At 46.5% G+C, this 13656-nt stretch carries 14 protein-coding genes, 1 tRNA gene and 1 pseudogene; 13 read left to right on the plus strand and 3 right to left on the minus strand.

The annotated features are described in order from the left end of the window. The first annotated feature begins 71 nt into the window (after positions 1 to 71). From ACPEPR_RS02730 to ACPEPR_RS02780, 11 genes are all read left to right on the plus strand, one after another. Positions 72 to 1457, plus strand: coding sequence for a Do family serine endopeptidase (locus ACPEPR_RS02730; protein ID WP_411687347.1), 1386 nt, complete (start codon positions 72 to 74; stop codon positions 1455 to 1457). Between the two features lie 117 nt (positions 1458 to 1574). Next, complete coding sequence (locus tag ACPEPR_RS02735) at positions 1575 to 2036, plus strand: acyl-CoA thioesterase (protein WP_005176672.1); 462 nt, start codon at positions 1575 to 1577, stop codon at positions 2034 to 2036. A gap of 174 nt (positions 2037 to 2210) precedes the next feature. Beyond that, positions 2211 to 4028 carry a translation elongation factor 4 gene (gene lepA / locus ACPEPR_RS02740; RefSeq protein ID WP_005176673.1) on the plus strand — a complete coding sequence of 606 codons (1818 nt, stop codon included), beginning with the start codon at positions 2211 to 2213 and terminating at the stop codon, positions 4026 to 4028. 23 nt (positions 4029 to 4051) lie between these two features. Next, positions 4052 to 4879 (plus strand): signal peptidase I, encoded by an 828-nt coding sequence (gene lepB / locus ACPEPR_RS02745; RefSeq protein ID WP_005176674.1) that lies wholly within the window; start codon positions 4052 to 4054, stop codon positions 4877 to 4879. A 25-nt stretch (positions 4880 to 4904) separates the two neighbouring features. Continuing rightward, a complete protein-coding gene (locus tag ACPEPR_RS02750) occupies positions 4905 to 5276 on the plus strand; it encodes a DUF4845 domain-containing protein (protein ID WP_005176678.1) in 372 nt (123 codons plus the stop codon). After that, positions 5248 to 5949 carry a ribonuclease III gene (gene rnc / locus ACPEPR_RS02755; protein ID WP_005176685.1) on the plus strand — a complete coding sequence of 234 codons (702 nt, stop codon included), beginning with the start codon at positions 5248 to 5250 and terminating at the stop codon, positions 5947 to 5949. Before ACPEPR_RS02750 ends, rnc begins: the two co-directional genes overlap by 29 nt. Beyond that, complete coding sequence (gene era, locus ACPEPR_RS02760) at positions 5946 to 6974, plus strand: GTPase Era (RefSeq protein ID WP_423561893.1); 1029 nt, start codon at positions 5946 to 5948, stop codon at positions 6972 to 6974. Before rnc ends, era begins: the two co-directional genes overlap by 4 nt. 21 nt (positions 6975 to 6995) lie before the next feature. Beyond that, entirely contained in the window at positions 6996 to 7184 is a 189-nt protein-coding gene (locus ACPEPR_RS02765; protein WP_005176688.1) for an NF038104 family lipoprotein, read from the plus strand. Positions 7185 to 7201: 17 nt separating this feature from the next. Next, positions 7202 to 7912, plus strand: a complete 711-nt coding sequence (recO, locus tag ACPEPR_RS02770; RefSeq protein WP_016660035.1) for a DNA repair protein RecO — start codon at positions 7202 to 7204, stop codon at positions 7910 to 7912. Positions 7913 to 7925: 13 nt separating this feature from the next. Continuing rightward, entirely contained in the window at positions 7926 to 8651 is a 726-nt protein-coding gene (pdxJ, locus tag ACPEPR_RS02775; protein WP_016660036.1) for a pyridoxine 5'-phosphate synthase, read from the plus strand. Between the two features lie 15 nt (positions 8652 to 8666). Next, positions 8667 to 9320 carry a tRNA-(ms[2]io[6]A)-hydroxylase gene (locus tag ACPEPR_RS02780; protein ID WP_005176696.1) on the plus strand — a complete coding sequence of 218 codons (654 nt, stop codon included), beginning with the start codon at positions 8667 to 8669 and terminating at the stop codon, positions 9318 to 9320. A 272-nt stretch (positions 9321 to 9592) separates the two neighbouring features. Here the strand turns inward: ACPEPR_RS02780 and ACPEPR_RS02785 are convergent. Continuing rightward, a tRNA-Asn gene (locus ACPEPR_RS02785) sits at positions 9593 to 9668 on the minus strand. 236 nt (positions 9669 to 9904) lie between these two features. Here ACPEPR_RS02785 and ACPEPR_RS02790 point away from each other — a divergent pair. Continuing rightward, on the plus strand, positions 9905 to 10384 hold the full coding sequence (locus tag ACPEPR_RS02790) for a hypothetical protein (RefSeq protein WP_423561895.1): 480 nt from the start codon (positions 9905 to 9907) through the stop codon (positions 10382 to 10384). Positions 10385 to 10459: 75 nt separating this feature from the next. Here the strand turns inward: ACPEPR_RS02790 and ACPEPR_RS02795 are convergent, their stop codons facing one another. Continuing rightward, a complete protein-coding gene (locus ACPEPR_RS02795; protein ID WP_005176698.1) occupies positions 10460 to 11695 on the minus strand; it encodes a pyridoxal phosphate-dependent aminotransferase in 1236 nt (411 codons plus the stop codon). 219 nt (positions 11696 to 11914) lie between these two features. Between ACPEPR_RS02795 and ACPEPR_RS02800 the strand changes: the two genes are divergently transcribed. Beyond that, positions 11915 to 12097 carry a hypothetical protein gene (locus ACPEPR_RS02800; protein ID WP_005176699.1) on the plus strand — a complete coding sequence of 61 codons (183 nt, stop codon included), beginning with the start codon at positions 11915 to 11917 and terminating at the stop codon, positions 12095 to 12097. A gap of 46 nt (positions 12098 to 12143) precedes the next feature. Here ACPEPR_RS02800 and ACPEPR_RS02805 read toward each other — a convergent pair. After that, positions 12144 to 13592, minus strand: a pseudogene (locus ACPEPR_RS02805) (diguanylate cyclase domain-containing protein). Between the last annotated feature and the right edge of the window lie 64 nt (positions 13593 to 13656).

Genomic DNA, 13656 nt, shown 5'->3' on the forward strand with positions numbered 1-13656 from the left:
GAAATCTTAAAAAGCGTTATGTTAAAAACAGAACATCACATTTTTATAAACAAATTGAGTGAATGCTATATATGAATAATCGCTACTTACAGAAGGGTTTCTATGCAGCTGTGTTCACTATGGCATCTGTTCAAGCACAGGCCTCTACTTCAGTAGATTTTTCCAACCTGGTTGAACAGGTCAGCCCCGGTGTTGTCAGTGTCAATGTGGTCAAACGTTTAAGCCAGGAAGAGCTGTTACAACAACAGGTTCCGGAACTGTTACGCCGTTTCTTTGGCGATGGGGTGGTGATTCCGCAGCGTCAGGCGCCACAGGAAAAAACCGGTTATGGCAGTGCCTTCTTTATCAGCAAAGATGGCTACCTGCTCACTAACCACCATGTGATTGAAAATGCCTCCAAAGTCACCATTGTTCTGAATGATCGCCGTGAAATTGATGCTACCGTGGTCGGCAGTGATGAACGGACCGATGTGGCTTTGCTGAAGGTATCTGGCAGCAACTTCCCTGAACTGCGTACCGGTAATGTCGATCGCCTGAAAGTCGGTGAGCCGGTGCTGGCAATTGGTTCACCATTTGGTTTTGACTATTCCGCCTCTGCTGGTATTGTCAGTGCCAAAATGCGTAACATGATGGGGGAAACCTCGGTACCGTTTATTCAGACTGACGTTGCCTTAAACCCGGGTAACTCGGGTGGACCGCTATTTAACCAGCGCGGTGAAGTGGTTGGGGTCAACTCGCGCATCTTTAGTGGAACGGGCGGCTATATGGGCCTGTCTTTCTCGATTCCGATTGATGTGGCGATGGAAGTGGCAGACCAGTTAAAACAGCATGGTAAAGTCACCCGTTCCTATTTAGGCGTGAGCCTGCAGGATATTGACCGGACGCTGGCAGAATCGTATCGGCTGGATAAACCGGAAGGGTCATTAATTACCCAGGTGGCACTGGATTCTCCAGCCGCCAAAGCCGGACTGCGTGCCGGTGATGTAATCTTAAAATACAACGGTACCCCAATTTCGCGCACCAGCGAATTACTCAATTATCTGAACCGTACTGCACCTAAACAGACCATCCAGCTGGAAGTTTTACGCGATGACCGTCGCCGGAATATCTCGGCTACTTTAAGTACTGCACCGGATGACACCCCGGCCAAGAGCAATGTTACGCCAAGTCAGAATAAAGGCCCGGTACTTGGGGTCGCAATCCGGAACCTGTCAGCAGCAGAAATGCGTCAGCTGGAAATTAAAGGCGGCGTGCTGATTCAGGAAGTCCGTCCGGGCAGTATTGCAGCGCAGTCGCGAATTTTACCGGGTGATGTCATCGTACAGCTGAACAATAGCCCAGTCACCGACAGCAACAGTTTTGTTCAGGCGGTTTCGCAGCTGAAAAAGGGCAGCGTGGCGCGTGTGACCTTAATCCGTCAGGGACAACGTGCCATTGTCGGTATGCGAATTTCCTGATCTGAGCCAGTTAAAAACCACAGCCTGCTGTGGTTTTTTTATTTTTCAATTTATCCAGGGCCAATTTTCAGTAGACTAGGGGCCTCGATACCCGATACCACAGTACAGTAACAGAGCATGAGCAGTACATTTTTTGATTTAAAACTTCAGGTTCAACCCGAGCATATTGACAGTCTGGGCCATGTCAACAACGTGGTTTATGTGCAGTGGATGCAGGATGTGGCCAGCGCCCATATTGAAACCTTAGGCCTGGGCATGGCGCAGTTTCTGGAAATGAAACATGCCATGGTGGCGGTAGAGCATCATGTGCAGTATCGCAAGGCTGCATTTGCCGGTGAAGAGCTGATTTTAAGAACCTGGCTCAGTGAAATTAATGCGCTGTACCTGTTTCGCCAGTATGTGTTTTATCGTCCGCAGGACCAGAGCGTGCTGTTTGTCGCGCAGACCAAATGGGCCTGTGTGGAAATAGACAGCGGCCGTCCAAAACGCATGTCGCCAAGTTTTTCCCAGGCGTATCAGCCTATTCCAGCCGATCTGAATCCGATGGATTTTAACCAGTATCCGCCACAGCCGGCATAAGCATCGTCACTGGCCGGTTTGTATCGGATGATCTAAAACCGGCCGGGCCGAAAAGCTTTGCATTATTTTGGATACTTTAAAAAATCCATCTGCTATAATCCTTCGCAATTTCTATTCGGCTTTTGCTGTGCACTGAATCTGGTTTGCATAGCGCGTTATTTTTTAAGGTAGCCCATGGCGCAAGCTAAAAAATCTGTTGATATTAAAAACATTCGTAACTTCTCGATCATTGCACATATCGATCATGGCAAGTCGACCCTTGCGGATCGTTTCATTCAGACCTGTGGCGGTTTGCAGGATCGCGAAATGCAGGCGCAAGTACTGGACTCAATGGAACTTGAGCGTGAACGTGGGATTACCATTAAAGCGACTTCGGTGACCTTGTACTATACCCATCCGAATGGTCAGGAATACCAGTTAAATTTCATTGACACCCCGGGACACGTTGACTTTTCTTATGAAGTTTCACGTTCACTGGCAGCGTGTGAAGGCGCACTACTGGTGGTTGATGCTGCCCAGGGCGTAGAAGCACAATCGGTTGCCAACTGCTATACCGCGATTGAGCAAGGGCTGGAAGTTTTACCAATTCTGAACAAGATTGACCTGCCGCAAGCAGAGCCTGAACGTGTGATTCAGGAAATTGAAGATATTATTGGTATTGAAGCAACCGATGCGCCGACCTGTTCAGCCAAAACCGGTCTGGGGATTGCGGGTGTGTTAGAGCGTCTGGTCGATGTCATTCCAGCACCAACCGGTGATCGTGATGCGCCATTGCAAGCTTTAATCGTCGACTCATGGTTTGATAACTACCTGGGCGTTGTGTCTCTGGTGCGTGTGAAGCAGGGACGTGTGCGTAAAGGCGACAAGATGTTGATGAAATCAACCGGTCAAACGCACATCATTACCTCGGTGGGTATTTTCAATCCGAAACATACTGAAACCGATATTCTGGAAGCGGGCGAAGTCGGCTTCGTGATTGCCGGCATTAAAGACATTTTTGGTGCACCAGTCGGCGATACCATCACTTTGGCAACCACGCCAGAAGTGGAAGTGTTACCGGGCTTCAAGAAAGTAAAACCGCAGGTCTATGCCGGTTTGTTCCCGATTGATGCCAGCGATTTTGAACCGTTCCGTGAAGCACTGCAAAAGCTGCAAATCAATGACTCGGCGCTGTTCTTTGAACCAGAAAGTTCGGATGCGCTCGGTTTTGGTTTCCGCTGTGGCTTCCTTGGTATGCTGCACATGGAAATCGTTCAGGAACGTTTAGAACGTGAATACGATCTGGACCTGATTTCTTCTGCGCCTACGGTTATTTATGAAGCCGTAATGAAAAATGGCCAGACCGTGTACATCGACAGTCCATCGAAAATGCCAGACGGTTCCACCGTTGAAGACTTACGTGAACCGATTGCCGAATGTCACATTCTGGTGCCGCAAGAATACTTGGGTAACGTCATGACCTTGTGTATCGAGCGTCGTGGTGTGCAAAAAGACATGAAATTCATGAGTAATCAGGTATCCATTACCTTTGAAATTCCAATGGCCGAAGTGGTGATGGATTTCTTTGATAAATTGAAATCCTGCTCACGTGGTTTTGCATCACTAGATTACAACTTCGTGCGTTTTGAAAGTTCATCGCTGGTGAAAGTCGATGTCTTGATTAACGGTGAAAAAGTCGATGCGCTGGCAATGATCTGTCACCGTCAGGATGCCCGTCATCGTGGTATTGCACTGGTTGAAAAAATGAAAGACCTGATTCCACGTCAGATGTTTGATGTCGCAATTCAGGCGGCCATTGGTGCGCAAATCATTGCCCGTTCAACGGTAAAAGCCATGCGTAAGAACGTATTGGCCAAATGTTATGGCGGTGACGTGTCGCGTAAGAAGAAACTGCTGGCCAAGCAGAAAGAAGGTAAGAAACGTATGAAGCAAGTGGGTAGCGTTGAAATCCCACAAGAAGCGTTCTTAGCTGTATTAAAAGTCGAACGCTAATAAGATTAGAAGGATAAACGCCCATGGATTTTGATTTTAATTTGATCCTCGTTCCTGCCACGCTGTTTTTTATTGCTGTGTGGTTGCTGGATAAATTTGTCTTCAAGCAAAGACAGACCAAAGGGCGGGGCAATGAAAATTTCATTATCACATGGGCGTATGACTTCTGGCCGGTACTGGCCGTTGTGCTGGTGCTGCGTTCGTTTTTATATGAGCCGTTTAATATCCCGTCAGATTCAATGGTGCCAACCCTGGAGACCGGGGATTTTATTCTGGTAAATAAATTTGACTATGGCGTGCGTTTGCCAATCGTCAACAGCAAAATTATTGATACCGGTTCGCCAGAACGCGGTGATGTGGCGGTGTTCCGTTATCCGCCACAACCAAGCATTAGCTACATTAAGCGGATTGTGGGTTTACCGGGTGATCATATTGTTTATGATCATGGCCAATTTACCATTAACGGCGAAAAGGTGCAGAAAGTTGCACTGGAATTTAGCCGTGAAAAAGACAGCCTCGATACACCCAACTCGATTTACCATCAGGAAACTTTAGGCAAGCATACTTTTACCATGCGTGAACTGGAAGGCGTAAACGTGGCGCGTCAGGCACCCTTTATTAATTATGTCGAAAATGGTAAATATGCTTCTACAAATGGTTTATATTGGGAAGTCAAAGTTCCAGAAGGTCATTACTTCGCGTTAGGGGATAACCGCGATCAGAGTGCTGACAGCCGTTTCTGGGGTTTTGTACCTGAAGAAAACCTGACCGGCCGTGCCGTCTATATCTGGATGCACAAAGAGCCTGGTTTTAAATTGCCGTCTTTTAGCCGAAACGGCAGCATAGATTAAAATCATCCATTAGGAAAATAACAAAATGCGTCATCAACAAGGGGCATCGTATATTGCAATTCTGGTTGCAATTATTGGTTTTGCTTTTATGGCAAAAATTGCAGTTGCGGTTTGGGGACCGTATTTCGATGATCGAATGCTGGATAACCAGATTAAAGAGCAGTTGATTCATGGACCCAAAAACCTGAGTCCGCAAAAATTCATTGGGGAAATGGATAAGCGTTTAAGTATGAACAATATTCGTGATATTAAATTTGCGGATGTTGCCCAGGTCACCAATGTAGATGGTCTACAGGTGAAGAAAGACTATGAGATAAGAAAACCGTTCTTATTGAATATTGATATTGTCATGAAATTCGAGAAAAGTTTTGATCAAAGCTCAGTCCAAGCTCAATGAAACGCGTTTGGCCAGCCGCATCGGATACCAGTTTAAACAGCCGGATCTGCTCAAGCTGGCGCTGACGCATCGTTCGGTCAGTCACAAACACAACTATGAACGCCTAGAATTTCTAGGCGATTCACTTTTAGGGATGATTATTGCCAATTATCTCTACACCGCCTATCCGCAGGAAAACGAAGGGCGGCTGACCCGTATGCGCGCAACGCTGGTGCGTCAGGAAGCGCTGGGTAAAATCGCCAATGATTTAAAACTCAGTCAAAATTTAATTCTCAGTACCGGTGAATTGAAATCAGGCGGTCATCATCGCGAGTCTATACTTGCAGATGCAGTCGAGGCGATTATTGGTGCGATTTATATCGACTGTGGGGATTTAAACCTGCTACAGACGATTGTGTTAAAATGGTACGTGCCTTATCTGGATCATATTGAGCCGACCGATCAGCTCAAAGATCCAAAATCACGCCTACAAGAGTATTTACAAGCACGTAAAAAACCTCTCCCAGTTTACGAGGTTGTAGATATTCAGGGTGATGCCCCGAACCAGCATTTCAAGGTGGAATGCCGGGTCGATGCTTTACCGGTAATGAAAGGTGAAGGTTCTAGCCGCCGCTTTGCCGAGCAGGCAGTTGCCGCGGAAATTTTAAAACTCTTGGAGCAAACGTCTCAATGACAATCCATTCCGATCACAACGATGCTGATCACGAGTCGCAAAGCGACAGCCACGATTTAATCAATCAATTCTTCAGTTCACAAGGTCAGGAAATTCCATCGGATTACCGTAGCGGATTTGTGGCCATTGTGGGCCGGCCAAACGTGGGTAAATCTACCCTGATGAACCACTTGTTGGGTCAAAAACTGTCTATTACTTCACGTAAGCCGCAAACCACCCGCTATAAAATTGTCGGGATTGATTCGCGTGAAAAATCTCAGGCGGTCTATGTCGATACCCCGGGGATGCACAAAAAAGAAGTGCGTGCCATCAACAAAATGATGAACCGTGCCGCGCACTCGGCGCTGCGTGATGTGAACCTGGTATTATTCGTCGTCGATGCACAAAAATGGACCCAGAACGATGAACTCGTACTGGAGAAATTGAAAAATGCAGACATGCCAGTCATTCTGGTGATCAATAAACTGGATACCTTCGAGAATAAAAATCAGGCGCTGCCGCTGATTCAGGAGCGCGCCAAGCTGATGAACTTCGCAGAAATTGTACCGGTATCTGCGCTGCGTGGTGCCAATCTGGAACATCTGCGTGACACCATTGAGCAGTATCTGCCATTCCAGCCACCGCTATATTCATTTGATCAGGTTACCGACCGTTCCGAGCGCTTCCTGGCCTCTGAAATTATTCGTGAAAAAATCATGCGTCAGCTCGGTGAAGAACTGCCATACGATTTAACCGTACAGATTGAATCATTTAAAACCGAAGAGCCGGCTTTAAATGAAAAAACCGGTCGTATGAAACCGGCTTGTACCTATATTGATGCCACCATCTTTGTAGACCGTCCGGGGCAAAAAGCCATTGTGATTGGTGAAAAAGGTGCTAAGCTGAAAAAAATCGGGATGGATGCCCGTGTCGATATGGAAAAAATGTTCGAACAGAAAATCATGCTCACGCTTTGGGTGAAAGTCAAAGGTGGCTGGTCAGATGATGAACGTGCATTAAAAAGCTTGGGATATAGCGATATCTAAGCCATGAAACGAGGAACTGTAATGACCAAAATTGCTGTGATTTTAGCCTGCATGTTCATGCTGCAAGGCTGTATTCATAAGGTGGTTACAGTTCCGGTTAAAGTGGCCTATAAAACCACCAAAGGCGTGGTCAAAGGCACGGCCGCTGTGGTCGGTGCAGTCATTCCCGATGGGGATGAAGAAGATGAAAGCAAAAAGAAAGATGATTAGGCTGATATCCTGCCCGCATGCGTAATGAAGTCTTGCATGGCTACCTGATCCATCATCGTAAATACCGCGAGCGTAGTCATATTGTGCATCTGTTTACCCAGGAATATGGGCGGATTGATGGTATTTTAAGACAAACCCCGCCACCACAATATCAACCGATTAGCCTACAGGCCTCGGGTAAATCTGAACTGAAAAATTTTACCAAACTGGAAATTATCAACCAGCCCGTATTTTTCTTTGGCGATGCCTTTTTCTCCGGTTTTTATCTGAATGAAATTTTGCTGCGTCTGTGTCCGCTCGAAGTCGAGATGCCCGAGACTTTTCTGCAATATGCCACGACTTTGCAGCAATTGCAGCAGCTGTCGAGCCATCCGCAGCCGAACAGCTTTTTAAGACAGATTCTGCGCCAGTTTGAGCATGTGTTGCTGCAAGAACTGGGTTATGCCATCGACTTTGAAGTGGATGCCAACCAGCAGCCGATTGGTGCAACGCAGCAGTACCAGTTTTTATTAAATGAAGGCTTTATGCCAACGGCGCAGGCTTCCCGTTCTGGTTTAAGTGGCGCGCAGATTTTGAGTATGCGTGACCATGAAAAGGGTAGGGATTTTAATCCAGAACAGTTACAATTACTGTCTAAATTATATCGGCAGATGATCAGCTCCCTGCTGGGAGATCGGCCGTTAAAAAGTCGTCAATTGTGGATACAGAACTCCCAAACACAATCGTAATTAGGAAAAGAGTATGGCTGCATTACTTGGTGTAAATATTGACCATGTTGCAACATTGCGACAAGCACGTGGCACCACTTACCCAGATCCGGTCAATGCCGCACTGATTTGTGAACAGGCTGGTGCAGAGGGTATTACCTTGCATCTGCGTGAAGATCGTCGTCATATTCAGGATGATGATGTGCGTCGTATGCGTCCATTGCTGAAAACCCGCATGAATCTGGAAATGGCGGTGACTGATGAAATGGTCGAGTTCGCCAAAGAAATCAAACCGCATCATGTTTGCTTTGTTCCGGAAAAACGCCAGGAAGTCACCACTGAAGGTGGACTGGATGTGGTCGGTAATTTTGCTGCGGTAAAAGCGGCAACGCAGGCTCTCTCTGTTCTGGGTTGTGATGTATCCCTGTTTATTGATGCTGACTTTGCCCAGATTGATGCCGCAGTTGCTTGTGGTGCACCAACCATTGAAATTCATACCGGTGCCTACGCCGATGCTGAAACCGCAGAGGCGCAGCAGGCTGAGCTGGAACGTATTGTGAAAGGTGCCGAATATGCCGCGGCCAAAGGTCTGGTGGTGAATGCCGGCCATGGCCTGAATTTAGATAACGTGACGCCGATTGCCGCAATTCCGCAAATTCACGAACTGAATATTGGTCACTCGCTCATTGCCGATGCGGTGTTTGTGGGTCTGGCCCAAGCTGTACAGCAAATGAAAGCAGCGATTAAAGCTGCACGATAATCTTGAAGTTTTTGTATGTCGACAATCAATTATGATGAGCTCATGAAGCCGGTGATCGGCTTCCTGGGCTGTGAAACCCCGCAAGCCTGGCTGGACGAAGCACTGAATAATCTGGAAATCCTGATGCAGGATCATGCTAACTGCGAGAAAAAAGCCGCCGGTACAGCCATGAACCTGATGTTCCGCTACAGCTTCTTTACCGATTTGCAGGTCAAGCTGGCGCAACTGGTTCGTGAAGAAATGCTGCACTATGAACAGGTGCTGGAATTCATGAACAAACGCGGACAGGAGTGGAAAGGCTTAAGCGCAGGTCGTTATGCTGGCGGCTTACGCAAAGAAATCCGTACCTACGAGCCAGAAGCGTTAATTGATGTACTGGTGATTGGCGCCTTTGTAGAAGCGCGTTCCTGCGAGCGGTTTTATGCCTTGGCACCGCATGTTGATGAAGAGCTGGGGCGTTACTACCGCTATTTGCTGAAATCTGAATCGCGTCATTATGAAGATTATCTGGCACTAGCATTGGACGTTGCCAAAACTGCCAAGCTAAAAAATCCGGAAGAAGATATTCAGGGCCGGATTCAGCATATTCGTGAAGTGGAAAAAAATCTGATTTTAAGCCCGGATGATACTTTCCGTTTCCATAGCGGTGTGCCGGCGCAGGCAGCTTGAAACAGTCAATATTTTTTGAGAGAAAACGGGACTTCGGTTCCGTTTTTTTATGGCTGTGAGAAGGGGAATCAGGGCTGATTTACCTGTTTTTGAAGATAGATGCTCTGCTGATCTGGCGATTGACGTCTCGCCATTAGATCGCTCGGGAAGATCCTAATCTTCTTTTTTTATAACCTTCAGATGTGAATCGCTGTAGGAATTAAAAAGATTGAAAGCTATAAATTTTGGCAATAAAAAAGCCCAAGTCTTAAATGCTTGGGCTTTCTTGAATTTGGCTCTCCCACCTGGGCTCGAACCAGGGACCTGCGGATTAACAGTCCGTCGCTCTACCGACTGAGCTATGGGAGAATCTGAATGCGATTATAGAGGGATTTCAGCAGGGGTCAAGCGAAAACTGTCATCTTTTTTACATTTAAAGTTTATATGCTTTTTATTTGTGCAAAATAAAATAAAACACGAAAAAATCTTGCAAAGCAAAAAATCTGTTGTTAGATTAAATCCAGAAAGTCGTTTGACCAAATGGTTAAACAGTGTGGATTTAAACCAACTTGCCAGCACAAAAATGGCTAAATCGGAGACAGCGAATGAATACGCTCAGCATCCCTGAAATTTTTGCAAATCTCAATTTTTACAAAGACAACTACCTTTCTCTTATCAGCAATCCAGCAGATTATTATACGCCTGTTGCTTCGGCCTATATCAACATATGGCCAGTCGGGCATGTCGATCTGTATCTGGGCGATTTGCTGCAGCTGTGGTTTAGTGAAAAATGGCTGATCAATGGGCCATGTTTCCAGCTTTCAGAGCATCCGGATCATGCAACCCGCACGCCATTACAGCGCAGCCAGGATTTATACCTGTATCAGCTTGCCGGCAGTGCCTTGTCGGGTAGTAACCGCTGCCGGGTCTGGTCGGCTTCTGAACAAAAAGAACTGCGGGTGAGTCTGGATAGTGCCTTTAAATATTACTGTATTTATAAGGGTACAGACCGTCCTGACATCTCACGCAGTCAGCTCATTCAGGCGCTGAAAAAGGCCATCTATCCGTTATCTATGGTCCGCTGAATTGAGCGTTTAGAGTTAAATCAGGCCATAAAAAAACCGCGAACAGGTCGCGGTTTTTTTATTGCTCAGAAGAGATTATTGAGCAGCTTTTTCAGCTTCGATCGACGCAATCGCTTCATCAACGCCTTCGATTGAATCCGCCGCTTTCTTGATACGCGCTAACGCATCTACCAGCACTTCATCAGCCGTTGCATAAGAGATACGCATGAAACCGCCTAAACCGAATGCATCACCTGGAACCACGGCCACGCCCGTTTCTTCCAGTAACCATGCAGAGAATTCTGTGCAAGATTTTAAGCCTTTAGCACGAATCAGTGGTTTGATGTTGGCGTAAGCATAGAACGCACCATCTGCAGGTAAGCAAGAAATACCTTTGATGTCGTTCAGGCCGTTTACCACCAGGTCATGACGGCGTTTAAACGCTTCAATCATTGGTTGTAGAACGTCTTGAGGACCGTTTAATGCAGCTTCTGCAGCTACTTGTGAAATAGACGTCGGGTTAGACGTAGACTGAGACTGGATTTTTTTCATCGCGCCGATCAATTTAGCAGGGCCCGCTGCATAGCCGATACGCCAGCCAGTCATGGCATAGGCTTTAGACACACCGTTTAACACGATAGTGCGGTCATACAGGTCTGGTGCAACAGTAGCGATGTTGTAGAACTCGTCATCCCAGCGGATTGGTTCGTACATGTCGTCAGATGCGATATACACTTCTGGGTATTTACGCAGTACTTCAGCCAGAGCTTCCAGTTCAGCTTTGGTGTAGATCATACCTGTCGGGTTAGACGGGCTGTTCAGTACCACTAAACGGGTTTTGTCTGTGATGGCTGCTTCTAACTGAGCAGGAGTGATTTTGAAGCGTTGTTCTTCGCCACATTTTACAATCACTGGCACGCCTTCAGCGATGATGACCATATCTGGATAGCTTACCCAGAATGGCGCAGGGATGATCACTTCATCACCTTTGTTTAACAGTGCAAGTGCCAAGTTAAAGAATGATTGTTTACCACCGCAAGACACCAGAATCTGGTTGGCTTGGTAGTCAAGGTTATTGTCACGTTTTAGTTTCGCAATAATGGCTTTTTTCAGGCCTGGCGTACCGTCAACAGCGGTATATTTGGTAAAACCGTTGTTAATCGCTGCAATTGCTGCATCTTTGATGTGTTGTGGTGTATCGAAATCCGGTTCGCCTGCACCCAAGCCAATTACGTTATGACCAGCAGCTTTCAATTCAGCAGCTTTGTTTGTCACAGCAAGCGTTGGGGACGGTTTGATGGCATTTACACGATCAGAGAGACGTACGTCCACGGCAGTATTCCTTCTTATAGGGATTAAAAAATAAAAAGCACACTATCTTAGCTCAAAAATAGTCACTTCGTCGTTTAAAATCTCAACAAATTAATAAAAAATCACGAAATTTGTGCTTCTGCGCCTCAAAATAAGGCATTTTTGAGAATAAAAAGCCGGAGGCTCGCTTCTGACTGCAAAAAACCTTAAAATAGCGCTAATTTGATTTGAGTTATCGTCATGAGTAAGCAGCAGCCTACTTCAAAAAAACCTGTGGTAAAACTCCCATTCCCAATGCCATCTGCGGAAGAAAAAGCCCAGATGGATGCCTTGCATAATCAGGTTCGTCCTAAAGATGAAGGTTATGCCGACAAGCTGTTTCCACCACCACGTGGGACCCGTAAATCTATGGGTAAACGCTAAGAAAAATGCCACGTTCTGTGGCATTTTTTATGGGCGCTTGATGGGTTTAATCCTGGGTTTCACGCCGGTCAAACTGGACATAATAGGCGCGTTTTTGGGTGTACATGGCCTGATCGGCGCGTTTTAGCATCTCTTCAATACTTTCCTGTGGTAGTGTGGTCGCAGACCCAATCGACAGATTCAGCATCTGATTACCATGAAACTGACAGTCAATTAACAGCAGTTCCTGCAAGCCTGCCAAACAGTTGTGCAGGGCAATCTCATCGGCACCCGGCAGCAAAATCACAAATTCATCACCACCAATGCGGCAGGCACTGTACTGGGTATTCTGGACAAGCTGATTCAGCAGTTCACCGGTGCGTCTGAGCAGATCATCACCGCTATCATGGCCAAAGGCATCATTCACAACTTTTAAGCCATTCATATCAATATAGATACTGGATACAGGCCGTAGACTGCTGCGCTCTAAGCGATTCACTTCTTCGCTATAATGCGAGCGATTCAGCAGCTTGGTCAGCACATCATGCTTGCCCAGATATTCCAGATAATTTTCGGCTTTTTTACGCGCGGTAATATCGGTCAAGGCCACCTGAACCGTGCTCCAGTCCTCTTCATAGCCGGGAAATACGGTAAATTGCAGCAATACATGGCGGATGCTGCCATCCAGCGCATAATTGATGGCTTCACGCTGATGGTGAATATTGCCGTTCCAGAGCTCGATCAGCTGTTCCCTGAACGTATGCTGCATTTCACCGGCAAAAATTTTATGAATATTTTGCAGCAGGGTGTTTTTGTCCGGGGCGCCAAATAAATCCAGCGTGGCCTGATTGACATCAATAATCAGTACATCGCGGATACATTGCTGGATAAAATCCGGATGCACATCTAAAAAGGTATTGAAATCATCTATGCCCAAATGGCGCAGCTGATCGAGCCGGCTTTTAATCCGGCTAAAATCTTCCACCCACAAGGAGGTGGGAGAATAGACAAAGCGCGATTCAGCCAGTAAACGCTGCTGATCTGCCTGCCGGCGCGCTGCGGTATAAGGGGTAATGTTTTCGGTACTGACCAGCACCAAAGACAGGTCATGCTCATGTGAAGGGACTACGGTGCCGCGTAACTGGATATCCAGCCGTTTACCGTTCAGGCTGTAATTGACCGCCTGACTGGAAAATTCGGTTTGACCTTCCCACAAGCTGATCAGCTCATCAATATGGGTACTGGCCATATCACCTTTAAAAATCTGCTCCAGGTTGCTAATTAAATGCTGCAGATCTTGGGCTTCATACAGTTCCAGGGTTTTCTGGTTTACGCTCAGAATTTTAATTTTACGGGCACATTCAATGACACGGCTTGGATCTTCCAGTAAATAGCCACGTAAATCCTGAATGCCTTATGCGCGCCACAGCTCAAACTGTTTTTTAATTTCACTAAAGTCTTCCAGCCACAGGGCAATCGGCGCAAGGGTAAAAACAGGCGTGTCCAGTATTGTCATAGTCTGAAGCTCGATTATTCTAGTGAATGAAAAATAGAATTATAATCAAGTTTTTTATTATGTG

Source organism: Acinetobacter sp. AND/436, assembly GCF_049546925.1.
GTDB classification, from domain to species: Bacteria; Pseudomonadota; Gammaproteobacteria; order Pseudomonadales; family Moraxellaceae; genus Acinetobacter; species Acinetobacter indicus.